This is a genomic window from Agilicoccus flavus (assembly GCF_014857905.1).
Classification (GTDB): Bacteria; Actinomycetota; Actinomycetes; order Actinomycetales; family Dermatophilaceae; genus Agilicoccus; species Agilicoccus flavus.
On sequence record NZ_JACYXE010000006.1, the window covers coordinates 1 to 26,383 of the forward strand.

The 26,383-nt window shown below is 69.9% G+C and carries 23 protein-coding genes and 2 pseudogenes; 14 read left to right on the forward strand and 11 right to left on the reverse strand.

Annotation, left to right across the window (positions count from 1 at the left end):
• A pseudogene (locus ICW24_RS09995) lies at positions 1 to 762 on the reverse strand (transposase); the annotation flags it as partial.
• Positions 763 to 831: 69 nt separating this feature from the next.
• On the opposite strand from ICW24_RS09995, the pseudogene ICW24_RS10000 reads away from it, so the two are divergent.
• Positions 832 to 1,869, forward strand: a pseudogene (locus ICW24_RS10000) (MobF family relaxase); the annotation flags it as partial.
• A 62-nt stretch (positions 1,870 to 1,931) separates the two neighbouring features.
• Here ICW24_RS10000 and istB read toward each other — a convergent pair.
• Together istB and ICW24_RS10010 are read right to left on the reverse strand one after the other, a co-directional pair.
• Positions 1,932 to 2,774, reverse strand: coding sequence for an IS21-like element helper ATPase IstB (istB, locus tag ICW24_RS10005; protein ID WP_226345584.1), 843 nt, complete (start codon positions 2,772 to 2,774; stop codon positions 1,932 to 1,934).
• A complete protein-coding gene (locus ICW24_RS10010; RefSeq protein WP_226345585.1) occupies positions 2,771 to 4,123 on the reverse strand; it encodes a Mu transposase domain-containing protein in 1,353 nt (450 codons plus the stop codon). Before ICW24_RS10010 ends, istB begins: the two co-directional genes overlap by 4 nt.
• A gap of 172 nt (positions 4,124 to 4,295) precedes the next feature.
• Between ICW24_RS10010 and ICW24_RS10015 the strand changes: the two genes are divergently transcribed.
• Entirely contained in the window at positions 4,296 to 4,661 is a 366-nt protein-coding gene (locus ICW24_RS10015; protein ID WP_372360569.1) for a hypothetical protein, read from the forward strand.
• A gap of 234 nt (positions 4,662 to 4,895) precedes the next feature.
• On the opposite strand, the gene ICW24_RS10020 is transcribed toward ICW24_RS10015, so the two are convergent.
• From ICW24_RS10020 to ICW24_RS10045, 6 genes are all read right to left on the reverse strand, one after another.
• Positions 4,896 to 5,276: a hypothetical protein gene (locus ICW24_RS10020; protein ID WP_205621909.1), complete on the reverse strand. Its 381-nt coding sequence runs from the start codon at positions 5,274 to 5,276 to the stop codon at positions 4,896 to 4,898.
• Positions 5,257 to 7,638, reverse strand: coding sequence for a heavy metal translocating P-type ATPase (locus ICW24_RS10025; protein ID WP_034254538.1), 2,382 nt, complete (start codon positions 7,636 to 7,638; stop codon positions 5,257 to 5,259). Before ICW24_RS10025 ends, ICW24_RS10020 begins: the two co-directional genes overlap by 20 nt.
• A gap of 402 nt (positions 7,639 to 8,040) precedes the next feature.
• A complete protein-coding gene (locus ICW24_RS10030) occupies positions 8,041 to 8,310 on the reverse strand; it encodes a hypothetical protein (protein WP_226345586.1) in 270 nt (89 codons plus the stop codon).
• 116 nt (positions 8,311 to 8,426) lie between these two features.
• Positions 8,427 to 9,326 (reverse strand): F510_1955 family glycosylhydrolase, encoded by a 900-nt coding sequence (locus ICW24_RS10035; protein ID WP_226345587.1) that lies wholly within the window; start codon positions 9,324 to 9,326, stop codon positions 8,427 to 8,429.
• Positions 9,323 to 10,816 carry a multicopper oxidase family protein gene (locus tag ICW24_RS10040; RefSeq protein WP_226345588.1) on the reverse strand — a complete coding sequence of 498 codons (1,494 nt, stop codon included), beginning with the start codon at positions 10,814 to 10,816 and terminating at the stop codon, positions 9,323 to 9,325. Before ICW24_RS10040 ends, ICW24_RS10035 begins: the two co-directional genes overlap by 4 nt.
• Before the next feature lie 28 nt (positions 10,817 to 10,844).
• A complete protein-coding gene (locus tag ICW24_RS10045; RefSeq protein ID WP_226345589.1) occupies positions 10,845 to 11,081 on the reverse strand; it encodes an SHOCT domain-containing protein in 237 nt (78 codons plus the stop codon).
• Positions 11,082 to 11,256: 175 nt separating this feature from the next.
• Between ICW24_RS10045 and ICW24_RS10050 the strand changes: the two genes are divergently transcribed.
• The 3 genes from ICW24_RS10050 to ICW24_RS10060 all read left to right on the forward strand — a co-directional run bounded on the left by ICW24_RS10050 (position 11,257) and on the right by ICW24_RS10060 (position 13,761).
• Complete coding sequence (locus tag ICW24_RS10050; protein WP_372360570.1) at positions 11,257 to 11,979, forward strand: winged helix-turn-helix domain-containing protein; 723 nt, start codon at positions 11,257 to 11,259, stop codon at positions 11,977 to 11,979.
• Entirely contained in the window at positions 11,976 to 13,112 is a 1,137-nt protein-coding gene (locus ICW24_RS10055) for a sensor histidine kinase (RefSeq protein ID WP_226345591.1), read from the forward strand. The genes ICW24_RS10050 and ICW24_RS10055 overlap by 4 nt, the downstream gene beginning before the upstream one ends.
• A gap of 262 nt (positions 13,113 to 13,374) precedes the next feature.
• Positions 13,375 to 13,761 (forward strand): sulfate permease, encoded by a 387-nt coding sequence (locus ICW24_RS10060; RefSeq protein WP_226345592.1) that lies wholly within the window; start codon positions 13,375 to 13,377, stop codon positions 13,759 to 13,761.
• 196 nt (positions 13,762 to 13,957) lie between these two features.
• On the opposite strand, the gene ICW24_RS10065 is transcribed toward ICW24_RS10060, so the two are convergent.
• Positions 13,958 to 14,302, reverse strand: coding sequence for a helix-turn-helix domain-containing protein (locus ICW24_RS10065; RefSeq protein WP_175558328.1), 345 nt, complete (start codon positions 14,300 to 14,302; stop codon positions 13,958 to 13,960).
• Between the two features lie 303 nt (positions 14,303 to 14,605).
• Here ICW24_RS10065 and ICW24_RS10070 point away from each other — a divergent pair, with 303 nt between their 5' ends.
• The 3 genes from ICW24_RS10070 to ICW24_RS10080 all read left to right on the forward strand — a co-directional run bounded on the left by ICW24_RS10070 (position 14,606) and on the right by ICW24_RS10080 (position 18,345).
• Complete coding sequence (locus tag ICW24_RS10070; RefSeq protein ID WP_226345593.1) at positions 14,606 to 15,304, forward strand: PH domain-containing protein; 699 nt, start codon at positions 14,606 to 14,608, stop codon at positions 15,302 to 15,304.
• A 116-nt stretch (positions 15,305 to 15,420) separates the two neighbouring features.
• Positions 15,421 to 16,941, forward strand: a complete 1,521-nt coding sequence (locus ICW24_RS10075) for a PH domain-containing protein (protein ID WP_226345594.1) — start codon at positions 15,421 to 15,423, stop codon at positions 16,939 to 16,941.
• 9 nt (positions 16,942 to 16,950) lie between these two features.
• Positions 16,951 to 18,345, forward strand: a complete 1,395-nt coding sequence (locus ICW24_RS10080) for a class II fumarate hydratase (RefSeq protein ID WP_226345595.1) — start codon at positions 16,951 to 16,953, stop codon at positions 18,343 to 18,345.
• Positions 18,346 to 18,363: 18 nt separating this feature from the next.
• Here ICW24_RS10080 and ICW24_RS10085 read toward each other — a convergent pair whose 3' ends face one another.
• Positions 18,364 to 19,947, reverse strand: coding sequence for a dolichyl-phosphate-mannose--protein mannosyltransferase (locus ICW24_RS10085; protein WP_226345596.1), 1,584 nt, complete (start codon positions 19,945 to 19,947; stop codon positions 18,364 to 18,366).
• 106 nt (positions 19,948 to 20,053) lie between these two features.
• On the opposite strand from ICW24_RS10085, the gene rsmI reads away from it, so the two are divergent.
• The 6 genes from rsmI (at position 20,054) to ICW24_RS10115 (ending at position 26,348) form a co-directional block, all read left to right on the forward strand.
• Positions 20,054 to 20,938: a 16S rRNA (cytidine(1402)-2'-O)-methyltransferase gene (rsmI, locus tag ICW24_RS10090; protein WP_226345597.1), complete on the forward strand. Its 885-nt coding sequence runs from the start codon at positions 20,054 to 20,056 to the stop codon at positions 20,936 to 20,938.
• 137 nt (positions 20,939 to 21,075) lie between these two features.
• Positions 21,076 to 22,191, forward strand: coding sequence for an alanine dehydrogenase (ald, locus tag ICW24_RS10095; protein WP_226345598.1), 1,116 nt, complete (start codon positions 21,076 to 21,078; stop codon positions 22,189 to 22,191).
• Between the two features lie 109 nt (positions 22,192 to 22,300).
• Positions 22,301 to 22,714, forward strand: coding sequence for a cupin domain-containing protein (locus ICW24_RS10100; protein WP_226345599.1), 414 nt, complete (start codon positions 22,301 to 22,303; stop codon positions 22,712 to 22,714).
• A gap of 124 nt (positions 22,715 to 22,838) precedes the next feature.
• On the forward strand, positions 22,839 to 23,540 hold the full coding sequence (locus tag ICW24_RS10105; RefSeq protein ID WP_372360571.1) for a succinate dehydrogenase cytochrome b subunit: 702 nt from the start codon (positions 22,839 to 22,841) through the stop codon (positions 23,538 to 23,540).
• Between the two features lie 13 nt (positions 23,541 to 23,553).
• Positions 23,554 to 25,593, forward strand: a complete 2,040-nt coding sequence (locus ICW24_RS10110; RefSeq protein WP_226345600.1) for a fumarate reductase/succinate dehydrogenase flavoprotein subunit — start codon at positions 23,554 to 23,556, stop codon at positions 25,591 to 25,593.
• Positions 25,590 to 26,348, forward strand: a complete 759-nt coding sequence (locus ICW24_RS10115) for a succinate dehydrogenase/fumarate reductase iron-sulfur subunit (RefSeq protein WP_226345601.1) — start codon at positions 25,590 to 25,592, stop codon at positions 26,346 to 26,348. The genes ICW24_RS10110 and ICW24_RS10115 overlap by 4 nt, the downstream gene beginning before the upstream one ends.
• The last annotated feature ends 35 nt before the right edge of the window (positions 26,349 to 26,383 follow it).

The following is a 26,383-nucleotide window of genomic DNA, read 5'->3' on the forward strand; positions in this document are numbered from 1 at the left end:
CCACGATCCGGCCCGAGTAGACGTCCTTGATCGCGCACAGGTACAGCTTGCCCTCGTCGGTGCGGTGCTCGGTGATGTCAGTCAGCCACAACTCGTTGACCCGCGCGGCGGTGAAGTCCCGTCGGACGAGGTCGTCGTGCACCGGCGGGCCAGGCTGCTTGCCGCTGGCGGCGCGCTTCTTCCCGAACGCGCTCCACCACCGGTTGTCCCGGCAGATCCGCCACGCCGTGCGTGCTGCCATCCTCGAGCCGGCGTCACCGGCTTCCTCATGGAGGTAGCGGTAGCCGAACTCGGGATCGTCGGCGTGGGCGTCGAAGAGCGCGTTCGCGCGGTAGGCCTCGATGAGCTCGCGGTCTGTGACCGGCCGCGCGACCCACCGGTAGTACTGGACACGACACAGCTTGAGCACCCGGCAGGTCACCGCGACGGGGATCCCGTCGACGGCCAGGTCACGGACCAGCGGGAACATCATTTTCCCGGCAGGTTCGCCTGCGACAGGTACGCCGCCGCGCGACGCAATACCTCGTTCTCCTGGGCCAACAGGCGGTTCCGGCGACGCAACTCGCGTAGCTCACTGGACTCCGAGGCCGTCACACCGGGACGGTTGCCATCTTCCACATCGGCTTTGCGCATCCACTTGTTCAAGGTCATCTCGTGGATCCCGAAGTCCTTCGCGATCTGCGAGAGCGTCACCCCCGGTTCACGGTTACGGGCCACGCGCACGACGTCCTCACGGAACTCGGCAGGGAACGGTCTGGGCATGTCGGCATCCTTCCAGGCCCACCCGCAGGCAAGCCAGATCAGATGTCACCCGACCGTGCAGCAGTCCCGATCGACACCTACCTCGACCACGGCCGCATCCGCGACGGTGACGCCGAGGCGATGACGGATGCTGCCTATGCCGCTTGGCGCGCCGACCGGAATGCGGGGTTGGTGTCGGTGCTGATCGCCGAGACCCGCGACGACGTCACCACCCTCAACCAGCGCGCCCGCGCGGACCTGATCCTCGACGGCACCTTTACACCGGGCCGGGAGGTGGAGCTGAACGGCGGCACCGCCGCCGCAGTCGGAGACACGATCATCACCCGCCGCAACGACCGCCGCCTCCGCAACAGCAAGGAGTGGGTACGCAACGGCGACACCTGGACCATCACCAACGTCCGCGACGACGGCTCGATCACCATCCGCAAGACCGGTCGCAGGTTCGGCGGCTCGATCCTCCTCCCGGCGTCCTATGTGGCCGAGCACGTCGATCTCGGGTACGCGGTCACCGCCCACCGCGCCCAGGGCGTCACCGTCGACACCGCCCACGTTCTGGTCGAGCCCACCACGACGCGGGAGAATTTCTACGTCGCGATGACAAGAGGCATGCGTTCCAACCGTGCGTATGTGATCCTCGACCGGATTGACGATGCTCACACGGAGTCGCATCCGGGCGAGAACCCGGATGCCACCGGCAGGAGCGTGCTGAACGGGGTGCTCCAGCACGTCGGCGCTGAGCTGTCCGCGCACGAGACCATCACCGCCGAACACGAGCAGTGGGGCTCCATCGCCCAACTCGCTGCGGAGTACGAGACGATCGCCGCCGCTGCGCAACGCGGCCGCTGGGCGAGCCTGGTTCGTGCATCGGGGCTCACCGCCGAGCAAGTCGACACCGTGCTCGACTCGGAAACGTTCGGCGCACTCACCGCCGAGCTGCGAAGGGCCGAGGCGAATCACCACGACATGGACCGACTGCTCCCGCGCCTCGTCGTCGCGCGCGGGTTCGGTGATGCTGACGACATCGCTTCCGTCCTTCACCACCGCGTCGAACGCGCGACCGCACGGCCGGCAGGGTCGGGCCGCACCCGCAAGGCACCGCGGTTGATCGTGATGGCGCTCGGCGAAATTCCCCAGGGGCGCTCATCGAATGTCCCCACCCTGGGCGGGTGTCACTGTAGCGGTCGGCGGGTGCCTGTCGCTGCGTGACGGAGTGCTTCGTTCTTGGCGTGGTGGTCGCGTAGGCGGTAGGAATCGCCGTCGAGGTTGAGTACCACGGAGCGGTGCAGGAGCCGGTCGAGCATGGCGGCGGCGACGGTGGTGTCGCCGAGGACTTCGCCCCAGGACGCGACCCCGCGGTTGGTGGTCAAGACGATGCTGGTCTTGAGGTAGCGCTGGGACACAACCTGGAACAGCGCCGAGGCGGCTTCGCCGGGCAGCGGGAGGTAGCCGAGCTCGTCGATGACGAGGAGCGTGGGGCCGGCGAAGAACCGCATGGTGGTGGCCCAGCGGCCCTCGATCGCGGCGCGGTGGCAGCGGGCGGCGAGGTCGGCGGCGGTGGTGAAGTAGGTCCGGTAGCCGGCTTCGGCGGCTGCCCGGCCGAGCCCGACCGCGAGGTGGGTCTTCCCGACCCCGGGCGGCCCGATCAACAAGACGTTGGTCGCGGACTCCAGGTAGCGGCAGGTGGCGAGCTCGTCGACGAGCTTGCGGTCGATGCCGGGGGCGGCGTCGAAGTCGAAGTCGGCGAGCGTGGCCGGTGTCGGCAGGGAGGCGAACCGCAGCCGGCCGGCGAGCTTGCGTGCTTCGGTGGCCTCGACCTCACGGGCCAGCAGGTTTTCCAGGGTCGCGGTCATCGACCACTGCTCGGCTTCTGCTTCGGCCAGCACGCTGGGGAGGTGCTCGGCCGCCGCGGTGAGCTTCAACGCGGCGAGGTGGCCACGCAGCTGCTGGTAGAGGCTGGCCTGGGCGCCGGTCATCGGCACGGCCGGGGAGTCGGCGCTGATCGGGGTGGTCATGTGAGGGTGTTCCTTCCGTTGGCTGCTCGGTCGTACTTGGCGAGATCGATCACCACGTCGTCGTTGACGGCGGAGACCGGGTCAGGTTGTTGGCGGGCCCGCAGGGCGTCAGCCGCTGCCCGGGCGGCGGGTCCGGGCGGGATGCGCTCCTTGCGGCGGTGCGGACGGCTGGTGTCGTGGCCGGCCAGGACGAGCTGCTCAAGCGCGATCACGTGACCGTGGTCGCGGACCATCACCCCGGCGCCGTCGGGTGCGAGCTGATGGCGGGCGATCACGATCCCGCTGCTGGTGGCGATGTCGAGATGCTGGGCGCCGAGCCGCTGCCAGGCGACGACGCGGGCGCGGGCCAGCTCGGGTGGGACGGAGTAGAAGTTCCCGCGCCAGGCGACCAGCGCCTGGGCGGACACGGTCCGTTCCTCGCTGATCGTGGCGGGGAACGGCGCCGTGGGCACCGGTGCGAGTGGTTCTTGTTCGGCGATGGTGAGCACGCGGGCCGCCCGGTCAACGGCGGAGGGACGCAGCCGGGCATCACCTCGCAGCTCACAGAACCTGTCGAGCGAGGCTTGGGCTTCCTCGACGGTGGTGTCGTCCGGCAGTGTGCGCCACCAGCGCTGCGCGGCGGTGTGGTTGGACTTCTCCACCACGCCCTTACGGTTGCCCCGCCGCGGCGGGCAGATCGCGACCTGCACGCCGTAGTACTTGGCGACCGCAGCGAACGTCACGGTCACCTTCCCCGACTCGGGATGGCAGACCGTGCTCATCCGGTCGAAGCGCCACTTCCTCGTGAGCCCGCCGAGCTTGCGGGTGGTCTTGTCCAGGGCGTCGACCAGATGGGCCTGGTCCTCGGCCGCCGCCAGGGTGCCGCGCCAGCGACTGGAGTGCGCGAGCGCACCGACCAGCAGGTGCGCGTTCTTGCCCCACCCCCAGTGCTCAGGCGGGTCCGGCAGCTCGAGCCAGTCCCACTGGGTCTCCTCACCCGGCGGATGCTCGATCGGCGCGTTCGCCCGACCCTTCGTCGCCGAGCAAGGCTCGCAGTGCGGCCGCAGACCCCTGGCGCGGAGCTGGCGGGTGAAGGTCGGATACGACCGGTCGTAGCCGAGCCCGGCGACCTCGTCGAACAAGGTCACCGCCCACAGATGCGGATCCTCGGTGAGGCGTGCACGGACATAGTCGACGAACGCCTCGAACGGATCGGCTTCGGCGGGCTTGCGTTCGCCGGCGACCCGGCCGCCGGCCAGGTAGGCGCGGATGGTCTTGCGGTCCCGGCCCAGGTGCCGGGCGATCGCCGAGATGCTCATTCCCTGGCGACGTAGTGCGTGGACGTCGATGTCTTCCTCCCGTGTCAGCATGGGAAGCGAGGGCTCCTTCGTGAGATGGCGTGTGGTCAGAGACCGCCATCTTCGAAGGAGCCCCACCCGCTTCCGGATGGGCCCACGGGGTGGGGAATTTCAGTGAGCAGAACTGGGGAGATTCACCTGAGCGCCATCAATCGCCGGCCTCGTCCCGCACGCCGACGGCCCGATGTACACGGACATGCGCCGAGCACTTGATGAGCGGCGTGAACTGATCGAGGCCCGCACCGACGCGGTACTCGACGCCGCACGCGACGCCCGGGAAGCCTGGACGAAACCGCTCGGCGTGCCTCCTCGCGATTCGCGGAAGGCAACAGCATGGCGGCGACATGCCCGCACAGTCGCGGCCTACCGGGACCGGTATCGCATCACCGACGACACACCCCTCGGATCGCCCCCTCAGTCAACCGCCCAGAAGATCGACGCCGCCCGTGCCAGAACAGCACTCGACAAGGCAAGGGACATCTCTCGTGAACACACAGCGAATGTCGAGCGTTCGCCGGTCGAGCAAGTCTTTCTCGGCCCGAGCCTGTGATCTAGGCCTGCCCCACAGTGCCTTGCCGACACGTGTTGATTGGGGTGTGGAATGGACTCCGAGCGGGATAATAGTGTGCGCGCCTTCAAAGAGTTCGATCTGGTTGCGTATGCCCCTGATCGCGACGCTCCACGATGCACCTGGTGCCGGGCGGCATCGGGCATCCTCCCGAGGGCGACGCGCGTAAGCGTCGACGCAGCGCGCCACACGTGCACCGCTCACACCCGAGGTGCCTCAACCCGTACGTTGCGCACCGCCCCTCGCGATATCGCCGCCGTGATCGCCAGCTGAGGTGGCCACCCCTGCCGCACGCTGGAGCGCTTGTATCACGTTCCGGAGTTCGGGTACACCACGCAGCCCGACTGCGGTCGGGTAGAGCCGGCAGGCCAGAGCGGGCGCTGCTCCTTGACGGGCGAAGGGGTCGGCGCCGTTGATGAGGATTGTCGGTGACCCCGTGAATCCCCGTTGCTGGGCTTGCTCATCGCTGACGACGATGGAGCGGTGTACTCGCGCGTCTGTCCCGCACTGGCTCACGGCAGCCGTGATCAGCCGCACCGCGGCTGCCTCGCTGGCGCAGTCCGGGACGACGAGCAGCTCAACGTCGATCGTCTTCATCACCACCGATGGTTTGAGCGCGCAGTCGTAGGGCGTTGGCGATGACGCTGACGCTGGAGAGGGCCATGGCGGCGGCGGCGATGATGGGTGAGAGCAGGAGCCCGAAGACGGGGTAGAGGACGCCGGCGGCGATGGGGATGCCGAGGGCGTTGTAGACGAAGGCGAAGAACAGGTTCTGCCGGATGTTGGCCATGGTCTTCTCGGAGAGAAGACGTGCGCGCACGATCCCGGTGAGGTCGCCCTTGAGCAGGGTGATGCCGGCGCTTTCCATGGCGACGTCCGTGCCTGATCCCATGGCGATGCCGACGTCGGCGGAGGCCAGGGCTGGCGCGTCGTTCACGCCGTCGCCGGCCATCGCGACGACGTGACCTTCGCCGCGGAGCTTGGTGACGATGTCACTCTTGTGGTCGGGCAGCACTTCGGCCTCGACGTGATCGATGCCGAGCGTCTTGGCGACTGCCTGGGCGGTGACCCGGTTATCGCCGGTGAGCATGACGACGTCGATGCCGTCCGCGCGCAGAGCCTTCAGGGCGGCGGGGGTGGTTTCCTTGATGGGGTCGGCGATCGCGAACATACCAGCGGAGTGGTCGTCGATTCCGATGTGGATGACGGTCGCACCGTCGCCGCGGAGCTCGTCGGCGCGGGCGGCGAGCGGGCTCGTGTCGAGGCCCTCAGAGTTGAGGAACGTCGCGCTTCCGATGGTCACCCGGTGGCCGTCGACGGTCCCCAGGACGCCGCGCCCGACGGGTGAGTCGAAGTCGGTCACGTCTGGAATGTGCAGCCCTCGCTGGGTGGCGGCTTCGATGATGGCCATGGCGAGTGGGTGCTCGGAGGCGCGTTCGACGCCGGCGGCGATGCGCAGCAGCTCGTTGTCATCACGGTCGCTGCCGGTGGTGACGATGCCGGTGACGGTGGGTCGTCCTTCGGTGAGTGTGCCGGTCTTGTCAACGACCAGGGTGTCGACCTTCTCCATGCGTTCGAGGGCTTCGGCGTTCTTTATCAGGACGCCCAGGCCTGCGCCGCGACCGACACCGACCATGATCGACATGGGGGTGGCCAGCCCGAGCGCGCAGGGGCAGGCGATGATCAGGACCGCCACGGCGGCGATGAGGGCGTGGGCGAGCTTCGGGTCCGGGCCGACCAGTGCCCAGACGATGAACGCGACCACGGCGATGGTGATGACGGCGGGCACGAAGATGCCGGCCACCTTGTCGGCCATCCGCTGGATCGGGGCGCGGGAGCGTTGCGCGTCGGCGACCATGGCAACGATTCGGGCGAGCATGGTGTCGCGTCCGACCTTCTCGGCGCGCATGACCAGGGCGCCGCTGCCGTTGATGGTGCCGCCGATGACGGTGTCGCCGCTGTTCTTGGTGACCGGCATGGACTCACCAGTGACCAGGGACTCATCGACGGCGGAGCGGCCATCCTCCACGGTTCCGTCGACCGGTACCGCCTCCCCGGGGCGGACCCGGAGGCGGTCACCGAGCTGGACGGTGTCGAGGGGGATCTCTTCGTCGTCGCCGTCGGCGGTGATGCGGCGGGCGGTCTTGGGGCTGAGATCGAGCAGGGCTTTGATGGCGCCGGAGGTCTGCTCGCGGGCGCGCAGCTCCAGGACCTGCCCCAGCAGGACCAGGGTGGTGATGACGGCGGCGGCTTCGAAGTAGACGTCGACGGTGCCCGCGTCACCGCGGAAGGAGTCGGGGAAGACACCCGGCGTGAAGGTGGCGATCACGCTGAACAGCCACGCGATTCCGGTGCCCATCGCGATCAGGGTGAACATGTTGAGGTTGCGGGTGCGGACCGAGGCCCAGCCGCGGACGAAGAAGGGCCACCCGGCCCACAGCACGACGGGTGTGCCGAGCGCCAGCTGGAGCCACACCGAGGTACGGGCCGGGATGAGGTCGTGCAGCCACGGGATGAAGTGGCGTCCCATCTCAAGGACGACGGTGGGGATCGTCAGCGCGGTGGCGACCCAGAACCGGCGAGTCATGTCGGCTAGCTCGGGGCTGGGGCCGGTATCGGCGGTGACGGTCACCGGCTCCAGGGCCATCCCACAGATGGGGCAGGACCCGGGCCCGGGGCGGCGGATCTCTGGATGCATAGGGCAGGTCCACTCCGTCGCCTCGCCGCTGATGGGCGCATCGTGGCTGGCGGCGGGCATTGTTGCATGTTCGGCTGCGGGACCGATGAACGCGGCGGCGTCCGCGTGGAATCGGTCACGGCAATGCTCCGAGCAGAAGTGGTACTGCTGACCGTCGTGGTCGAGGACGGGTGCTGTCGAGGCGTTTACGTTCATGCCGCACACGGGATCTGTGAGCGGCTCCGTCGCGGTGGATTGGTCGTAGTGGTGCTCGTGGTTCATCACGGTTGGCTCTCCTGCGCGAGCGCGTCCATCGGTGTCCATGCCCGGGCGGCGAGCGTGGCGGCCAGCGCCCTGGGTGTCGCGAAGGTCATGCGGTGTCCTTCGTTCTGGCTGTCGACGCTGATGGGACCAGTTCGCCCGTCTGGGCCTCCACCTTGATGAGCGGACACCGGCCAACTGGGCGACATCCGCCTCGGACGGTTCCCTCGCAGTTGCCGCAGGTTCATGGCGGGCAGCCGAATATGTGTCTTTGTGGTGATCATCCGCTTCTTCCTGGACTCGGACCATTTAACACCATATACCCCGCCGGGGTATATGCACAGCAGCGGGTTGTTTTCTGTGTCGGGGCGCAGAGGCCGTGGCCTGGTGAGAACTAGGGCAAGGTCGGGTCGTGGGCGTCCGTCAGGATGGGTTTCCCCTGTTTCCGTGGTTCATCCACAGCATCATGGCGCCCATCATGGCGAGGCAGCCCAGGGCGTAGAGGAGGCCGCCGGCGCCGAGGCCGCCGGCGGGGATGAGCATTCCGATGACGACGAGCATGGGCACGCACATGAGCCACATCAGCCAGCCGTGACCGTGCCCGGGGCTGGGAGCCGGGGTCTCGGGTGTGGGTGTCTGGGTAGGTTGCGTGAACTGTGCGTAGTCGTTGGACGGTGAGTGCCGCGTGGCCATGGTGGGTCTCCTTCGTATGTTCGTCCCGGGCCGTTTGCCCTGTGTCTTCAGACTCGTCGCCCGATGTGGCGGTATGGCCTTGGGTTGATGAAGGGTGGGTCAAGATGTCGGCCGGGTCACTGGACGACGACTTCGGTGGTTGCTCCGGCATCGGTGGTGCGAAGGACCTTCCCGTCGACGACAACGATGATCTCGACCTTGCCGTCAGTGGTGCGCTCGGCGAACAGGGAATCGGCGGTGCCGATGGTGTCGGGGTGCAGGGTCCAGGTCGTGCCGGCGTCGTCACTTGTCGCCAAGCGTCCAGCGCTGGTGGTGGTGACGATGGTCTGCTCGTCTGCCCACGCGACCAGCACCGCGGTCTCCGGTGGCGTGAGCTTCTGCCAGGTCGCTGCGTCGTCAGTGCTGATGAGCAGGCCTGCAGCGGTCGTGGCCAGGAGAGTCCCGGAGGTGGGTGAGGCGGCCAGTGCCCGGGGTGGGGCGGCGATGCTGCGGTCTGTCCAAGAGCGGCCGTCCGTGCTGGTGCGCAGGGTCCCGTCGAATCCGGTCACGCCCTTGGGTCCGACGGTGAGGGCATGGAAGTCGGATTCTCCACCTCGCGAGGTGACCTGCCAGCTGAGGCCGCCATCGGCGGAGGTGATGAGCCCGACCGGCTGAGGCAGATCGACCCCGATGCCCGGATGGCCGGAGGCGTAGAAGGTGCCGTTGGGCCCGACAGCGAAGCCCATCAGGTCGATGGTCGGCCCGTTCTGGCTCAGCTCGCCCTTGACATGACGGAAGAGCCCTTCGTGGGTGGCCAGCAGTAGCTCGCCAGTCTCCGGGTCTCGCGCAACGGCGTGGATGTGAGTGATGGCGATCGGCGCGTTCGACTCATCCGCTTCCGATGGAGGGCTTGAAGCCGTCCCGGCAGGTCGCGAGCCGGATGCGTCCGGCGCGGTCGTAGCCACGCAGGCGGACAGACCACCGAAGGCGAGGACCAGGGCACCGGCTGACAGCGCCCGCAGCACTGGCCCGTTCACTTGGCATACTCCAGGGCGATCATCATGCCAGCCTCGGCGTGGTAGATGTTGTGGCAGTGGATCATCCAGTCGCCCGCGTTGTCGGCATCGAGGTCGATCGCGAAGGACTGCATCGGCGCCATCAGGACGGTGTCCTTGCGCAGACCAGAGGGCAGCGCGAACGTGTGACCGTGCAGGTGCAGCGGGTGGGTCATCATCGTCATGTTGACGGCGTTGATCCGCAGCCGTTGCCCGGCCGTGACGGTGAGGGGTTCGTTCTTCCCGAACGGGGCCCCATTGATGCCCCACCGGTAGGGCTTCATCGAGCCCTGGAGATTCAGGTCGACGGTCGCATCCGGTGCCTTGGCGGGCAGCTTCGCGGACTCCGCCGGCTGCAACTGGGAACCGATCAGCACCTGCCCGGACAACTCGGGTGGGGTGACATCCGCACCGGGCGCGGCACCGCCCGCGGTGCGGACCAGGGCCATGGCCTGGCCGCCGCTGGTCTTGCCGAACGGCCTGGCCACCAGCGGGAAAGCCCCGTCCTTGAGGGTGACGACCGCGTCGTAGCGTTCGCCCATCCCGATGTAGAAGGCATCGACCTCGCTCGGCTGGACCGCATGCCCGTCGGTGTGCGTGATGGTCATCCGGTGCCCGCCCAAAGCGACGGTGAAGATCGTGTCGGAGGCAGCGTTGATGATCCGCAGCCGGACCTTCTGGCCGGGTTTGGCGGTCAGGACCTCGGGATCGGTGGGGGGTCTGCCGTTGACCAGGAAGAACGGGTATGTGACATCGCCGGCGTCGCCCCACGGCCCGGCACCCATCGACATCCGGCCCATCGAGCCGTGGTCCATCCCGCCCATGTCGCCGGAGGATGCGGTGCCGCCGTCGGCGATGAGCTTCTTGAGCACGGCGTCGGGGGTGGTGCCGGTCCCGTCGATCCAGTCATCGAGGACGACGATCCACTCGGCGTCATATCCGCCTTGTTCGTTGGGGTCGTCGATCACCATCGGTGCGTACAGGCCGCGGTCGAGCTGGACGCCGACATGCGGGTGGAAGAAGTAGGTGCCGGGGTCGGGGACGGTGAACTCGTACACGTACTGGGCGCCTGGCTTGACCGGGTCCTGGGTCAGGCCAGGGACCCCATCGGCGGCGTTGCGCAATCGGATGCCGTGCCAGTGGATGGTGGTGTCCGCGGGCAGCTGGTTGTCCAGCGTGAGCCGTAGGAAGTCACCCGCGGTCGCCCGGACCAAAGGCCCGGGGGCGACGTCTCCGTATGCCCAGGTCGACACCTGCCGTCCGCCCAGGTCGAGGGTGACCGGTTTCGCTGTGAGGGTCTTCTCGATCAGTTTCTGCCCCGGGGACGGCGGGATCGGGGTCGGCGTGCCGAACGTACGGGACGGCGTACCGGTAGACCCGGGCGATGATGTACAGGCGGCTAGGGCCGCGGTCGCGGCGACACCCAGGCCGCCGAGCAGGACGTTGCGGCGGGACAGTAGGGGCGAGGTCATGATGCCTTTCCGGGTCGGGGAGAGAGAGTCAGTGGCCGTCGGCGATCAGACGGCGACGCTGTTCGTACTCCTCGGGGGTGACCTCGCCACGGGCCAGGCCTTCCTTGAGCAGGGTCAGCAGGTCCGGGCGGTCAGCCCCGGCGGTCGTGCGATCGCGTCCGGGAAGCAGTGCCCGGATGACCAGGACGATGACGAGCCAGAACGTGAGAGTGCCCCCGCCCATGACCAGCCACATCCACCACTCCATGCCGTAGCCCCACATCATGAGCGTGCTCCCTTGCCGTTGCCGTCGTCGTGAACCCGGTGGTGTCGACACGATCCATCGTGTGCGGTGTAGGTCATGGTCAGACTGTCGCTGAGTTGAGGTTTGACGAAGATCTGCGACGCGCGACCGACGAGGGGGCGGCGACAGCACGGGTGGGCGAGAACGGTGGGAGAGAATGTGGAGTGTGAGCACCACACACCCAACCCCCGGACCAAGTGTTCTCATAATCGAGGATGAGAAGACTCTCGCCGGGATGATTGGCGCCTACATGTCCCGCGCCGGGTACCAGGCTCGCGTCGTGCACACCGGACCGGACGGGGTGCAGGCGGTCCGCGATCAGACGCCCGACGTGGTGATCCTCGACCTCGGTCTACCCGGACTCGACGGCATCGAGGTGTGCCGCCAGATCCGCACCTTCACCGACTGCTACGTCATCGTCGTCACCGCCCGCAAGGATGAGATCGACACCCTCATCGGGCTGTCCGTCGGCGCCGACGACTACGTCACCAAACCGTTCAGCGTTCGCGAGCTCGTCGCGCGGGTCCAGACCGTCCTGCGCCGACCCCGCACTGGCACGTCCCGTGCCCATCAGGAGCCGGTGTGGGTGTTCGGGGAACTTCATGTGGACTCGGCCGGCCAGCAGGTCCACCTCGCCGGTGATCCGGTGGCGCTCACCCCCACGGAAAGAGACCTACTGATGACACTCGCGGAACGGCCCACCATGGCCTTCTCCCGCCGCCAGCTGATCGACGAGGTCTGGGGCGACGACTGGGTCGGTGATGAACACCTGGTCGATGTCCACATCGCCCACCTCCGCCGAAAGCTCGGCGATGACCCGGACACGGCCCGCTACATCAGCACCGTGCGCGGCATCGGCTACCGGATGGGCAAGGGATGAACACCTCACCCGGCGCCCATGCGTCCCACGGCCTCGCGTCCCGACTGCTGGCCGGGCAGTCGATCGTCCTCGTTGCCGGCGCCCTCACCGCCGGACTGGTCGCCACGATCATCGGCCCCCCGATCTTCCACGACCACCTCCTCCAAGCCGGCCACCCGTCGAACTCGCCCGAGCTGGCCCATATCGAGATGGCCTACCGGGACGCCTCACTCATCTCGGTCGGCGTGGGGCTGCTCATCTCCCTGCTGGCCGCCACCGCAGTGACTTGGTTCCTCACCCGGCGTCTGCGACGCCCCCTGGACCAAGTAACCCACGCCGCCCGAGAGCTCAGCAGAGGCCACTACGCCACGAGGGTCCCACTGGTCGGTTCCGGCACCGAGTTGGAGACCCTCGCAACCGCGTTCAACACCATGGCGGCCCGGCTCGAAGGGGTCGAGGACACCCGCCGGCGGATGCTCTCCGACCTCGCGCACGAGCTGCGGACCCCGATCGCCACCCTGAGCGCCTACCACGAGGGCCTGCACGACGGCATCGCCTCCCTCGGACCCGACTCCCGCACCGCCCTGACCGAGCAGACCGAGCGACTCACTCGGTTGGCCGACGACATCGACGAGGTCTCCACAGCCGAAGAAGGCCGCCTCGACCTCGATCTGCACGACCACGCCGTTGCCGACCTGCTCTGGGCCGCCCACGAAGGAATGCGAGAGCGCTACGCCGCCCAGGGCGTCAGCCTCGTCATCGACCCCACGGCGGCAGCAGGCCTCGCCGTGCAGGTTGACCGGCACCGCATCGGGCAGGTCCTGACCAACCTCCTGACCAACGCCCTCCGGCACACGCCACCCGGGGCGACCGTCACCGTCGCCGCCCAACGCGACGGGGCGGAAGTCGGCATCAACGTCACCGACAACGGCGAAGGCATGACACCCGAGCAGCTAGAGCACGCCTTCGAACGGTTCTACCGCGGGGACTCGGCACGCACTCGCGACCGCACCGGCTCCGGCATCGGCCTCACCATCAGCAAAGCCATCGTCGACGCCCACGGCGGCAGCATCACCGCCGCAAGCGCAGGTTCCAGCCTCGGGACCACCTTCATAGTCAGCCTGCCCGCGACGCTCAATGACCAGAGCCGTTGAGCAGTACAGCCTGGAGGCCGCCCGCGAGAACGTCGAAGACCTGGCAGGCTAGTCGTACTCGGTCCGCGACATTGCAGCCTGCGCTGAAGGATCAAATCGCCAGCAACCAAACGCAGACAAGCCCCCTGTACCCCATGATCGGGAGTACAGTAGAGCGTGAGGCAGGTTCTTCTCATCTGCGGGTCCTCCGGGACGGCCCACCACGGGCGCTCATACACGTACTGCCTTCTCGACGGAGAGCACGTGTGACGAGAGGCCCGCCATGTTCCGCCTTTTCTGGACGATCAGTGTCCACAGCCGCTACTACCTGCGCCGTTACATGCCGAGCAACCGGCTGCTCGACGCGATCCGCAGGCGACGCGGTCTCAGATGGGGCATGCCGGCAATGCTGATCGCCGCGCCCTACCTCCTGATCGCGAGCATTTGCACCCGCCTCATCGATGATGGCGGCCCCGGCTGGCTTCACCTCGTCGTATTTTGGGCGATCTGGAACGCGATGAAGTTCGTCATCATGGGACCGGTCAGCCTCGCCCTCCTGGTCCGTGCCCGGACCCAGGAAGCAGTCGCGCGGCGCCGCGCACACGCTGAGCAGGTCACCCACGACCACTCGATGAATCAGGAACCCGTATCGGCGGGAGCACTCCGATAATTGCGGCGACTAATTGCGGCGACCTACAGCCTGGACCGGCTCAGCCGGGTCGTTCCGCAGATCATGGCGGACCTCCACGACGCCAGCGTGATCATCTACACCGCCGACCGAGAACCGCAGCCCCTCGGCGACACGACCACGCTGCTCGATATCCAGATCGCCACGATCCACGAATCTTCCTCCCGGGTCAGGCGCATCAAGCACTGACCCGAGCGCGCCGGCCGCCCGGACGGATCGTGACTCCTTCCACGTCGAGCGCGCGCCGGACCGCCTGTTGACTCACCCCGAACCGCAAGCCGACCTCTATCAGCGTCGAACCACCCTCGTAGAGTTCGACCGCCTCAGTCACGTCGGACTCATCGAGGCCGCGCCTGCGGATCGGGATCGACCGGCGGACAAGATGGGCAGCCACTGTGCGGCGGTGAACACTGAACCGCTCGCCCAACTCAACGAGGGTCGCGCCTTCCCGATACAGGGCCACCAGCTCGTCGACCTGCGCCGGGCGCAGAAAGGTTTGAGCTATCCCAACTGCACGCACCATCCGACCCCGCGAGTCCACAACCGACGGCTCCAAAGGCCGCCAAGAACGCTTGTATACGCCACGCGACCTGCGGGACACCACCGTTTTCAATGCCGAGTAGGGGTTCTCAAACTCTCTACCGAGGTCCACCAGAGGCTTTGAAACCGGCTGAGGCCGCCCGAATCCGTTCGGGCGGCCTCAGCCGTTTCTGTCGCCGCTCCCGGCCGGCCGGGGCGGCGCGGACGCACCGAGTGACATCAACGGGCCGGGCACTCCCGGCAGGTGTGCCCGCCCACGTGGGGATGCCCGTGCGACGCTAGGACCATGTCGTCCGACGCAGACCAGCAGGTTCCCGCCGGCAGCCTGGAGGACGAGCTGCGACCCCCCGAGTCGTGGCCGGGGGCGGCCGGGCGCCGCTCGGTGAGCCCGTCGAGCGCGTCGGCGGGCAGCCGGCCCCGCGGCGGCGACTCCTGGCCCGGCGCGGCCCCGTCGACGACCGTCCCGGCCCGGAAGACCACGCGCGCCGACGCCGACGGCGACCCGACGCTCCGGCCGCCCGCCCACCGTGTGGCCCCGCAGGCCGTGAACCTGTGGCGCCTGTCGGCCGGGCTGGGCTGGCTCCTCCCGCTCGTCGGCGTCGTCGGCTGGACCGTCGTCGACGACGGCCACCGGACCGCGCAGACCGCTGCCCTGCTGGTCGTCGTCGTGCTCGCCCTCGTCCACGTCATCGTCATGCCGCTGTGGCGCTACCGCGTCCACCGCTGGGAGGTCACGCCCGACGCCGTGTACACGCAGACCGGCTGGTGGCGCCAGGACCGCCGGATCGCGCCCATCGCCCGCGTCCAGACCGTCGACAGCGAGCGCGGCCCCCTCGAGCGGCTCTTCGGGCTCGGCACGGTGACGGTCACGACGGCGTCGGCCGCCGGGCCCCTGCGCATCGCGGCGCTGCCGCAGCATCAGGTCGACCGGCTCGTCGCCGACCTCACGCGGGTGGCGGCGCGCCACCGCGGGGACGCCACGTGATGGCGGAGCCCTCGCCCCGGCCACCCGCACCCGCCTCCCATCCCGAGCCACCGACGGCGACCCCCCGGACGGCGAATCCCCCGCACGAGACCCCGTGGCTCCGCCTGAGCCGCCGGATGCTGCTCGTCCAGCCGATCAAGGAGATCGTCTCGTCGCTGCCGGCGTTCGCCGGCATCCTCGTCGCCGGGTTCGCGTCGGGACGCTGGTCGTGGTGGGCGACGTTCCTCATCGTCGTGCCCGTCGTGCTCGGCACCGTGCGGTGGGCTGTGACGTTCTACCGCGTCACCCCCGACCAGCTCCAGCTCCGCGGCGGCCTCGTCCAGCGCAACGTCCTCACCGCGCGACTCGACCGGGTGCGGACGGTCGACGTCACCGCGTCCCCGCTGCACCGGCTCCTGGGCATCGCGAGTGTCCAGGTCGGCACGGGGGCCGCGAAGCCGTTCGTCCTCGACGGCCTGCCGCGGGCGCAGGCCGAGGCGCTGCGCGAGTCCCTGCTGCACGCGCGTCACGTCGCGCCGGACGCGGCGGCCGACGCCGCCGCGGACGACGCGGCCCGCGCGGCCTCGGACGCCACCGGCACCGCCGAGACCGGCCGCGCGGCCGGCCCGCAGGAGGCCGAGCTCGCGCGGTTCCGCTGGTCGTGGCTGCGCTTCGCGCCGTTCACGATGTCGGGGCTCGTCGCCGTCGCGGCGGTCTTCGGTTTCGTCCTGCAGGCCTTCGACCAGCTCCTCTGGACGTTCGCGACGCAGGCCTACGAGAACGTCGGCGAGCTCGTGTCGTTCTCGTGGTGGGTGCTCGCGGCCGTCGGCGCTCTGGCCCTCCTCGCGGTGCCGGCGCTCCTGTCGACGATCGTCTACGCCGCCACGTTCGGCGGCTATCGGCTGACCCGGCACGCCGGGGGCACCCTGCGCATCGTGCGCGGTCTGCTGACGACGCGGTCGACGACGGTGGAGGAGAAACGGGTCCGCGGGGCGGTGCTGCTCGATCCCGCGGCGATGCGCCCGGTGCGCGGGTCCCGCGCCCTCCTGCTGACGACGGGGCTGCCGGGGGAGTCCTCGGCGTCGGCCGACGTGCTCGTGCCGGCGGCGCCGCGGGCGCTCGTGGCCGCCACGCTCGAGCGGGTCCTCGGGGTCGCGGGGGTGGCCGACGGCCCGTTGCGCCCCCACGGCCCCGCCGCCACCCGCCGGTGCTGGACCCGCGCCCTCGCCCCCGCCGCGGTGCTCGCGGCCGGGCTCGCGGGACTCGCCTGGTGGTGGGGCCTGCCCGCGCTCCTCGTGGCGGCGCCGGCTCTCCTCGTCCTCGCCGCGGTGCCGGTCGCCGCGGGCCGGGCCGCCTCGCTCGGGCACGACGTGGTCGACGGCCACCTCGTGAGCCGGTCGGGGGTCTTCCCGCGCCGCCGCAGCGTGCTCGACCTGTCGGGCACCATCGGCTGGTCGTTCACGAGCACGCCGTGGCAGCGCCGCGCCGGGCTCGTCACCGCCTCCGCGCTCACGGCCGCCGGGTCGGGCTCCGTCGTCGTCCTCGACGTGCCCGAGTCCGTCGCCCTCCGCCTCGCGCTGCGGGCCGACGCCGACCTGTGCGCCCCCTTCGTGGCCGAGCGGACCCCCGCCGTTGCGGCGCCGCCGTCGGTGCGATGAAGTGAGGGGATGACCGACTCCGACGTCCGCATCGAACACGACACGATGGGCGAGGTGGCAGTGCCGCACGACGCCCGCTACGCGGCGCAGACCCAGCGCGCCGTCGAGAACTTCCCCATCTCGGGCACGCGCCTGACCCGCCACCACATCGCCGCGCTCGGCCAGGTCAAGCGGGCCGCGGCCCTCGCGAACGCCGACCTCGGGGTGCTCGAGCGCCCGATGGCCGACGCCATCGTCGCGGCCGCCCAGGAGGTCATCGACGGCGACTGGGACGAGCACTTCCCCGTCGACGTCTTCCAGACCGGCTCGGGCACGAGCTCGAACATGAACACGAACGAGGTCGTCGCCTCCCTCGCGTCCGAGCGCCTCGGCTCACGCGTGCACCCCAACGACCACGTCAACGCGTCGCAGTCGAGCAACGACGTCTTCCCGTCCTCGATCCACGTGGCCGCCTACGAGACGGCGAGCAGGACGTTGCTGCCCGCGCTCGACACCCTCGCGACCTCCCTCGAGGCGAAGTCGCGCGAGTTCGCCCACGTCGTCAAGGCCGGGCGGACGCACCTCATGGACGCGACGCCCGTCACCCTCGGGCAGGAGTTCGGGGGGTACGCCGCGATGATCCGGCACGGCATCGCCCGCGTCGAGGCGACCCTGCCGCGGCTCGCGGAGCTCCCGCTGGGCGGCACCGCCGTCGGGACGGGTATCAACACCCCCGACGGCTTCCCGCAGCGCGTCATCGAGCTCGTCGCCGAGCACACGGGGCTGCCGTTCGTCGAGGCCGACGACCACTTCGCCGCCCAGGGCAGCCAGGACGCGTTCGTCGAGGCCTCGGGCGCGCTCAAGGTGCTCGCGGTGTCGCTGACGAAGATCTGCAACGACCTGCGCTGGATGGGGTCCGGGCCGCTCGCCGGGCTCGGCGAGATCGCCCTGCCCGACCTGCAGCCCGGCAGCTCGATCATGCCCGGCAAGGTCAACCCGGTGCTGTGCGAGGCGACCCTGCAGGTGTGCGCCCAGGTCATCGGCAACGACGCGACGATCACCTACGCGGGCGCCTCGGGCGCCTTCGAGCTCAACGTCATGCTGCCCGTCTCGGCCCGCAACCTGCTCGAGTCGATGACCCTCCTCGCGGCGGCGTCCACGCAGCTCGCGACCCGCTGCGTCGACGGCATCACGGCGAACGAGGAGAGGTGCCGGGCGCTCGCGGAGTCGTCGCCGTCGATCGTCACCCCGCTCAACCGGCACATCGGCTACGAGAACGCCGCGAAGATCGCCAAGCACGCGGTGAAGAAGAACCTGACGATCCGCGAGGCGACCCTCGACCTCGGCTTCGTCGAGCGCGGCGAGATCGACGAGGCCACCCTCGACGCGGCGCTCGACGTCATGGCGATGACGAACTCGCGGTGACGCGTGGGCGGCTCCCGCTCAGATCCAGCTCGGGAACCACATCCGCCAGGACCAGTGCTCGTACGGGATGAGCTCACCGGTGTAGACCGGCCAGAAGAAGACGAAGACCGCGACGGCGGCGACGACGTAGGCCCCCGCGAGGGCGAGGCCGATCCGTCGCCGCCGTCGCGACGCGTCGGGGGCCCCGACGACGAGGCCGAGGCAGTACGTCACGCCGAGCACGACCCACGGCACGAACGCCACGGAGTAGAACGTGTAGATCGTGCGCTCCTGGTACTGGAACCAGGGCAGGTAGCCGCCCGCGTAGCCGGCGAGGATCGCGCCGGCGCGCCAGTCCCGGCGCCACGCCCAGCACCCGACGAGGACGGCGAGCGACAGCGCCCCGGCCCACCAGACGAGGGGGTTGCCGAGGTCGGTGATGGCGCGTGAGCACTTCTCGGCGCCGCACCCGGTGTCGGTGCCGACGTAGTAGAACGACGTCGGGCGGCCCTGCACGATCCACGACCACGGGTTGCTCTGGTAGACGTGCGGCGTGTGCAGGCCGACGTGGAAGCGCCACATCTCCCCGTGGTAGTGCGCGAACGACCGGACGACGTCGGGCACGAGGGCGGCGGCCCCGCTCGCCGGGTTGGACGTGGCCCAGTGCCGGTCCCAGCCACCGTCGGTCGCGAACCAGCCGGCCCACGTGGCCACGTAGACGGCGCCGGCCGTGCCGCACATGGCGAGGGCGGCCACGGGGGCGCTGCGCAGGACGCTCGCCACCCACCACCGGCGGATGCCGGCCGCGCGGCGCGCCCCCATGTCCCAGAACACGGTGAGCAGCCCGAACGCGGCGAGGAAGTACAGGCCCGACCACTTCGTGCCGATGCACAGCCCGAGGCTGACGGCGGCGAGCAGGCGCCAGGGCCGCACCCCGAGGGCGGGGCCGTACCGCAGCCGCCGGTCGTCGGGCCCGGCGCCGGACTCCCGCAGGGCGCCGACGCGCACGGCGAGCCGTTCGCGCATGGCGTCGCGGTCGACGACGAGGGCGCAGAACGCGGCGAACGCGAAGAACATGACCGACATGTCGAGCAGGCCCGTGCGCGACAGGACGAAGTGCTGCCCGTCCACGGCGAGGAGGATGCCGGCGACGGCGCCGAGGGTCGTCGACCCGAACATGCGCCGCGCGGTGCGGGCCATCATCAGCACCGACAGGGTCCCCAGCACGGCGACGGAGAACCGCCACCCCACGCTCGAGTCGACGCCGAAGAGCAGCTCGCCCGAGGCGATGACCCACTTCCCGACGGGCGGGTGGACGACGAAGTCGGCGGCCTGGTCGAAGACGGCCGACGTGCCGGCGGCCCACACGTCGTCGACGCCCGGCGTCGCGCCCTTGGCCGCGTACTTCTCGAGGACCTTGTTCTCGTGGCCGAACTCCACGAGCGACCACGCCTGCTTGACGTAGTACGTCTCGTCGAACACGAGCGTGCCGGGGAAGCCGAGGTTCCAGAAGCGGACGACGCCCGCCCACGCGGCGATGAGGATCGGGACGATCCATCCGGCGAGGCGATCGGTCGGTCGTGGGCCGAGCAGCCTGGCCCGGAGCCGATCGGTCTCGGTCATGGGCTCCATCGTAGGTCGGGGCCATCGACCGGCCGCGCAGGCTCCGCCGCGCCGCCCGTGCCCCGTCCGTGCCGGTGCGAGGCCCCTGCCTGCGAGGATCGGAGGCATGCCCGTCCCCAGCTCCACCCCGTCGCCGATCACGCCGTCGGATCGGCCCGGTGCCGACGCCGGTGTCCTCGTCCTCGCGGCCACCCCCATCGGCGACCCGGCGGACGCCGCGCCCCGGCTGGGGCGCGAGCTCACGGAGGCCGACGTCGTGGCCGCCGAGGACACGCGCCGCCTGCGCCGGCTCGCGGCCGCGCTCGAGGTGACCGTCGGCGGAGAGGTCGTCAGCTACCACGAGCACAACGAGCACGTCCGGACGGGCGAGCTGCTCGAGGCGCTCGTCGCGGGGCGCCGCGTCCTCGTCGTCACCGACGCGGGGATGCCCTCGGTGTCCGACCCCGGGTTCCGGCTCGTCGACGCCGCGGTCCGCGCGGGGGTGCGCGTCACGTGCGTGCCCGGTCCGAGCGCGGTGCTCATGGCGCTCGCGGTGTCGGGGCTGCCGGTCGACCGGTTCTGCTTCGAGGGGTTCCTGCCGCGCAAGGGCGGGGAGCGCACGCGCGTCCTGCGCGAGCTCGCCGACGAGCGTCGCACCATGGTCTTCTTCGAGGCGCCGCACCGGCTCGCGGCCTCGCTCGCCCACCTCGCGGAGTTCTTCGGCCCCGATCGCCCGGGCGCCGTCTGCCGCGAGCTGACGAAAACGTACGAGGAGGTCGTGCGCGGGCCGCTCGCCGACCTCGCCGCCTGGGCGCAGGACGGGGTCCGGGGCGAGATCACCCTCGTCGTCGGGGGCGCGCCGCGCCGCGCCGCCGACCCGGCGGACGCCGACGCCCGCGTCGCCGCCCTCGTCGCGGACGGCGTCCGGCTCAAGGACGCGTGCCGGGACGTGGCCGCCGCCACCGGGCTGCCCTCGAAGGAGCTGTACGCGCGGGCCGTCGCGGCCCGGTGACACCGGCCGGGCCCCCACGGTTCCCGGCAACCGCCTGCGAGGCGGGTGACGCAGCACTAGCGTGTGAACCGGGTGCGCCCGCGCCCTGCGGCCGCGTGAGCGACGCGGCCCTCCCGCCACGACGAAGGAGTCGGGTCATGAAGGTCGGTGTGCCCACAGAGGTCAAGAACAACGAGTTCCGGGTCGCGATCACCCCCGTCGGGGTGCACGAGCTCGTCGACCACGGCCACCAGGTCTTCGTGCAGCGCGGCGCCGGCCTCGGTTCGTCCATCGCCGACGAGGAGTACGTCGCGCAGGGCGCGACGCTGCTCGACACCGCCGATGAGGTGTGGGGCGAGGCCGAGATGGTCCTCAAGGTCAAGGAGCCGATCGGCGAGGAGTACCACCGCCTGCGCGACGACCTCCTCCTGTTCACGTACCTCCACCTCGCCGCGGATCGCCCCGGCACCGACGCGCTGCTCGCCGCCGGGACGACGGCGATCGCCTACGAGACGGTGCAGCTCGACTCGGGGGCGCTCCCGCTGCTCTACCCGATGTCGGAGGTGGCGGGCTGCCTCGCGCCGCAGGTGGGCGCGCACTCGCTCATGCGCGCGCAGGGTGGTCGGGGTGTGCTCATGGGCGGGGTCGGCGGCGTGGCCAGCGCGAAGGTCGTCGTGCTCGGCGGGGGAGTGGCGGGCCAGAACGCCGCGAACATCGCCCTCGGCATGGGCGCCGACGTGACGATCCTCGACACGAACCTCGACAAGCTGCGCATGGTGTTCTGGCGCTGGCAGGGCCGGATCAAGCAGCTCGCGAGCTCGACCCTCGCGGTGCGCCAGCAGGTGGCCGACGCCGACCTCGTCATCGGCTCGGTCCTTATCCCGGGCGCCAAGGCCCCCAAGCTCGTGACGAACGAGATGGTGGCGGGCATGAAGCCGGGGTCTGTGCTCGTCGACATCGCCGTCGACCAGGGCGGGTGCTTCGAGGACACGCGCCCGACGACGCACGCCGACCCGACGTTCCGGGTCCACGACTCGACGTTCTACTGCGTCGCGAACATGCCCGGCGCCGTGCCCAACACCTCGACCTACGCGCTGACGAACTCGACGCTGCCCTACGCGGTGCGGCTCGCCGACCAGGGGTGGCGCCGGGCGTGCGCGGCGGATCCGGCCCTGGCCCGAGGCCTCAACACCCACGCCGGCGAGATCACGTACGCCGCCGTCGCGGAGGCGTTCGGCCTGCCGTGCACGCCGGTGGACAGGGCGATGGCCTGAGCCGGCGGGGGAACCGGGGATCAGGGGGTTAGGTCGTCCTTCGTTCGGGCGGGTTCCGGCGCGGTCGTACCCTGGTCGGCAGGACCCGCAAACGAAGGAGTGACGTCTCATGGTCGACGAGGGACCCGCCCCGTACGTGGTCGACATCGAGAAGGCCACGCTCGAGAACGAGAATTACCGCACGACGCTGTGGACGGGCACGAACCTGCAGGTGACGGTGATGTCGATCCCGCCCGGCGGTGACATCGGTCTCGAGGTCCACGACGACCACGACCAGTTCCTGCGCGTCGAGCAGGGCACCGGCCGCGTGCGGATGGGGCCCTCGAAGGACGACCTGAGCTTCGAGCGGACCGTCTCCGGCGACTGGGCCGTCCTCGTCCCGGCCGGGTCCTGGCACAACGTCGTCAACGTGGGCGAGGACGACCTGCGGGTGTACTCGCTGTACGGCCCGCCCGACCACGTCCACGGCACCGTGCACGCCACGCGCGCCGACGCCGACGCCGATCCGAACGAGGCGCACTGACGCCTCTCCCCGCCGACGGTGAGCCGGGCCCACGGGCCTCACCGCGTACCCGGCCGGATGACCATCCGGTCACAGTGAGCGCTCAACCCCACCTCCCCCGCGCAGAACAGGGCACAATTCCCTCGTGGCTACGACGACATTGCAGAAGAAGAAGCCGATCTCACCGATGCATTCGACCATCGGTCTGAAGCTGATGATGGCGGTGTCAGGGCTCTTCTTCGTCCTGTACGTACTGCTGCACATGTACGGCAACCTCAAGATCCTCTCGGGGCGCGCCGCCTTCGACGAGTACGCCCACCACCTGCGCATCCTCGGCGAGCCGATGCTGCCGTACGGGGGCGCCCTGTGGATCTTCCGGATCCTGCTGCTGCTGGCGCTGGTGGCGCACGTCTACTCGGCCTTCACCCTGTGGAAGGGCGCCGGCGAGGCGCGTTCGCACAAGTACGCCGTGCGCTCCGCGGCCGCGGCCACGGTGTCCTCGCGGTGGATGCGGTGGGGCGGGGTCGCGCTGCTCGCGTTCGTCGTCTTCCACCTGTTCCAGTTCACCTGGCTGCAGATCAACGTCGGCGGCGAGTTCTCCTCGCCGGCCGCCCGGGTGGTCGCCGCGTTCGGCGTGTGGTGGTTGACCCTCATCTACGTCGTGGCGCTCATCGCGCTGGCGATGCACCTGCGGCACGGCGTGTGGAGCGCCTGCCAGACGCTCGGCTACACCTCCACGGCGCGGGCGCGCAGGACCGCGAACGCGGCGGGCATCGTCCTCGCCGTCGTCGTGGCCGGCGGATTCCTCATCCCGCCGCTCGGCATCCTGTTCGGCGCGATCAAGTAAGGGGCTCATTCACATGACCGACACCACCACGTACCCCGACACGGCCGCCCCGTCCACCGGACCCGACTCCGATTCCGGGTCCGTCTCCGGCCTGGTCCACGGCGTCTACCGCGAGGGCGAGCCCCTCTTCGACTCCAAGGCGCCCGCCGGCCCGATCGACAAGAAGTGGAACGAGCGCAAGTTCGCCGCCAAGCTCGTCAACCCGGCGAACCGCCGCAAGCTCGACGTCATCATCGTCGGCACCGGCCTCGCCGGCGGCGCGGCGGCGGCGACCCTCGGCGAGGCCGGCTACAACGTCAAGTCGTTCTGCTACCAGGACAGCCCGCGTCGCGCCCACTCGATCGCCGCGCAGGGCGGGATCAACGCCGCCAAGAACTACAAGGAGGACGGCGACTCCGTCTTCCGTCTCTTCTACGACACCGTCAAGGGCGGCGACTACCGCTCGCGCGAGACGAACGTCTACCGCCTCGCCGAGGTGAGCGCGAACATCATCGACCAGTGCGTCGCCCAGGGCGTGCCCTTCGCCCGCGAGTACGGCGGCCTGCTCGACAACCGCAGCTTCGGCGGCGTGCAGGTGTCCCGCACGTTCTACGCCCGCGGCCAGACCGGTCAGCAGCTCCTCATCGGCGCCTACCAGGCCCTCGAGCGCCAGGTCGGGGCCGGCACGGTCCAGATGTTCGCCCGCCACGAGATGGTCGAGCTCATCGTCGTCGACGGCCGGGCGCGCGGCATCATCGCCCGCGACATGGTCACCGGCGAGATCGAGACGCACATGGCCGACGCGGTCGTCCTCGCCTCCGGCGGGTACGGCAACGTCTTCTTCCTCTCGACGAACGCGATGGGCTGCAACGTCACCGCCACGTGGCGCGCCTACCGCAAGGGCGCCTACTTCGCGAACCCCTGCTACACGCAGATCCACCCGACGTGCATCCCGGTGCACGGCGACAAGCAGTCCAAGCTCACCCTCATGAGCGAGTCCCTGCGCAACGACGGCCGCATCTGGGTGCCGAAGCGCAAGGAGGACTGCGACAAGGACCCGCGGCAGATCCCCGAGGAGGACCGCGACTACTACCTGGAGCGCATCTACCCGGGCTTCGGCAACCTCGTGCCGCGCGACATCGCCTCCCGCCAGGCCAAGAACATGTGCGACGAGGGCCGCGGCGTCGGCCCCGAGGTCGAGGGCCAGGGCCGCCGCGGCGTCTACCTCGACTTCGCCGACGCGATCGGCCGTATGGGCGAGGACGCCGTGCGCACGAAGTACGGCAACCTCTTCGACATGTACCAGCGGATCACGGGCGAGAACCCGTACGAGGTGCCGATGCGCATCTACCCCGCGGTGCACTACACGATGGGTGGCCTCTGGGTCGACTACGACCTCCAGTCGACGATCCCGGGCCTGTTCGTGGCGGGCGAGGCCAACTTCTCCGACCACGGCGCGAACCGCCTGGGCGCGTCGGCGCTCATGCAGGGCCTCTCCGACGGCTACTTCGTGCTGCCGAACACGATACGCGACTACCTCGCGAGCGGGCCGTACCCCAAGGTCGCCCCGGATCACCCGGCGGTCGTGGAGGCGCAGGAATCGGTGCGCAGCCGCATCGACACGTTCCTCTCCTGCCAGGGCACCCGCTCGGTCGACTCCTTCCACAAGGAGCTCGGCCAGATCATGTGGGAGTACTGCGGCATGGAGCGCACGGAGGAGGGCCTCAAGTACGCGATCGAGCAGATCCGGGCCCTCAAGGCCGAGTTCTGGACCAACGTGCGCGTGCTCGGCACCAACGACCAGCTCAACCAGTCGCTCGAGAAGGCCGGCCGCGTGGCCGACTTTATCGAGCTGGGCGAGCTCATGTGCATCGACGCCCTGCACCGTCGCGAGTCCTGCGGCGGGCACTTCCGGGCCGAGAGCCAGACCGAGGACGGCGAGGCGTTGCGGCACGACGACGACTTCGCCTACGTCGCGGCCTGGGCCTTCGACGGCGACGACGAGGCGCCGATCCTGCACAAGGAAGACCTCGTGTACGAGTTCATCGAGCTGAAGCAGCGGAGCTACAAGTGAGAATCAAGGTCAGGATCTGGCGCCAGGACGGCCCCGCCGCGCAGGGCAAGCTCGTCGACTACGACCTCGACGACATCAGCGAGGACATGTCGTTCCTTGAGATGCTCGACGTCCTCAACGAGGACCTCAACGAGCGCGGTGTCGAGCCGGTCGCCTTCGACAGCGACTGCCGCGAGGGCATCTGCGGCATGTGCGGTCTCGTCATCAACGGCCGCCCGCACGGCAACACCGGCGGGCGCGACGGCGAGGCCAACACGACGACGTGCCAGCTGCACATGCGCAGCTTCGCCGACGGCGAGACGATCACCATCGAGCCGTGGCGGGCCGACGCGTTCCCGGTCATCCGCGACCTCGTCGTGGACCGGACCGCGTTCGACCGCATCATCGCGGCGGGCGGGTTCATCTCGGCGAACACGGGTTCGGCCCCCGAGGCGCACGCGGTGCCGGTCGAGAAGAAGCGGGCCGACCGCGCGTTCGACGTCGCCACCTGCATCGGCTGCGGCGCGTGCGTGGCCGCGTGCCCCAACGCCTCGGGCATGCTCTTCGTCGGCGCGAAGATCACCCACCTGGCGGAGCTCCCACAGGGTCAGCCGGAGCGGTGGACGCGCGTGCAGGCCATGGTGGCCGAGCACGACGCCGACGGGTTCGGCGGCTGCACGAACATCGGTGAGTGCTCGGCGGCCTGCCCGAAGGACATCCCGCTCGACGTCATCTCGACGCTCAACAAGGACCTGCGCCGCTCGATGCTTCACTGAGCCCGGCTCGGCCCCTTTCACGCCTCGCCCGGTCC

Excerpts from the sequence above, each read along its gene's own strand:
- ICW24_RS10025 (WP_034254538.1), bottom strand. The coding sequence starts at position 7,638 with ATGAACCACGAGCACCACTACGACCAATCCACCGCGACGGAGCCGCTC.
- istB (WP_226345584.1), bottom strand. The coding sequence starts at position 2,774 with ATGACCACCCCGATCAGCGCCGACTCCCCGGCCGTGCCGATGACCGGC.
- ICW24_RS10060 (WP_226345592.1), top strand. The coding sequence starts at position 13,375 with ATGTTCCGCCTTTTCTGGACGATCAGTGTCCACAGCCGCTACTACCTG.
- ICW24_RS10030 (WP_226345586.1), bottom strand. The coding sequence starts at position 8,310 with ATGGCCACGCGGCACTCACCGTCCAACGACTACGCACAGTTCACGCAA.
- ICW24_RS10110 (WP_226345600.1), top strand. The coding sequence starts at position 23,554 with ATGACCGACACCACCACGTACCCCGACACGGCCGCCCCGTCCACCGGA.
- ICW24_RS10085 (WP_226345596.1), bottom strand. The coding sequence starts at position 19,947 with ATGACCGAGACCGATCGGCTCCGGGCCAGGCTGCTCGGCCCACGACCG.
- ICW24_RS10050 (WP_372360570.1), top strand. The coding sequence starts at position 11,257 with ATGTGGAGTGTGAGCACCACACACCCAACCCCCGGACCAAGTGTTCTC.
- ICW24_RS10015 (WP_372360569.1), top strand. The coding sequence starts at position 4,296 with ATGTACACGGACATGCGCCGAGCACTTGATGAGCGGCGTGAACTGATC.
- ICW24_RS10055 (WP_226345591.1), top strand. The coding sequence starts at position 11,976 with ATGAACACCTCACCCGGCGCCCATGCGTCCCACGGCCTCGCGTCCCGA.
- ICW24_RS10075 (WP_226345594.1), top strand. The coding sequence starts at position 15,421 with ATGCTGCTCGTCCAGCCGATCAAGGAGATCGTCTCGTCGCTGCCGGCG.
- ICW24_RS10020 (WP_205621909.1), bottom strand. The coding sequence starts at position 5,276 with ATGAAGACGATCGACGTTGAGCTGCTCGTCGTCCCGGACTGCGCCAGC.
- rsmI (WP_226345597.1), top strand. The coding sequence starts at position 20,054 with ATGCCCGTCCCCAGCTCCACCCCGTCGCCGATCACGCCGTCGGATCGG.
- ICW24_RS10100 (WP_226345599.1), top strand. The coding sequence starts at position 22,301 with ATGGTCGACGAGGGACCCGCCCCGTACGTGGTCGACATCGAGAAGGCC.
- ICW24_RS10065 (WP_175558328.1), bottom strand. The coding sequence starts at position 14,302 with ATGGTGCGTGCAGTTGGGATAGCTCAAACCTTTCTGCGCCCGGCGCAG.
- ICW24_RS10070 (WP_226345593.1), top strand. The coding sequence starts at position 14,606 with ATGTCGTCCGACGCAGACCAGCAGGTTCCCGCCGGCAGCCTGGAGGAC.
- ICW24_RS10045 (WP_226345589.1), bottom strand. The coding sequence starts at position 11,081 with ATGATGTGGGGCTACGGCATGGAGTGGTGGATGTGGCTGGTCATGGGC.
- ICW24_RS10010 (WP_226345585.1), bottom strand. The coding sequence starts at position 4,123 with ATGCTGACACGGGAGGAAGACATCGACGTCCACGCACTACGTCGCCAG.
- ald (WP_226345598.1), top strand. The coding sequence starts at position 21,076 with ATGAAGGTCGGTGTGCCCACAGAGGTCAAGAACAACGAGTTCCGGGTC.
- ICW24_RS10080 (WP_226345595.1), top strand. The coding sequence starts at position 16,951 with ATGACCGACTCCGACGTCCGCATCGAACACGACACGATGGGCGAGGTG.
- ICW24_RS10040 (WP_226345588.1), bottom strand. The coding sequence starts at position 10,816 with ATGACCTCGCCCCTACTGTCCCGCCGCAACGTCCTGCTCGGCGGCCTG.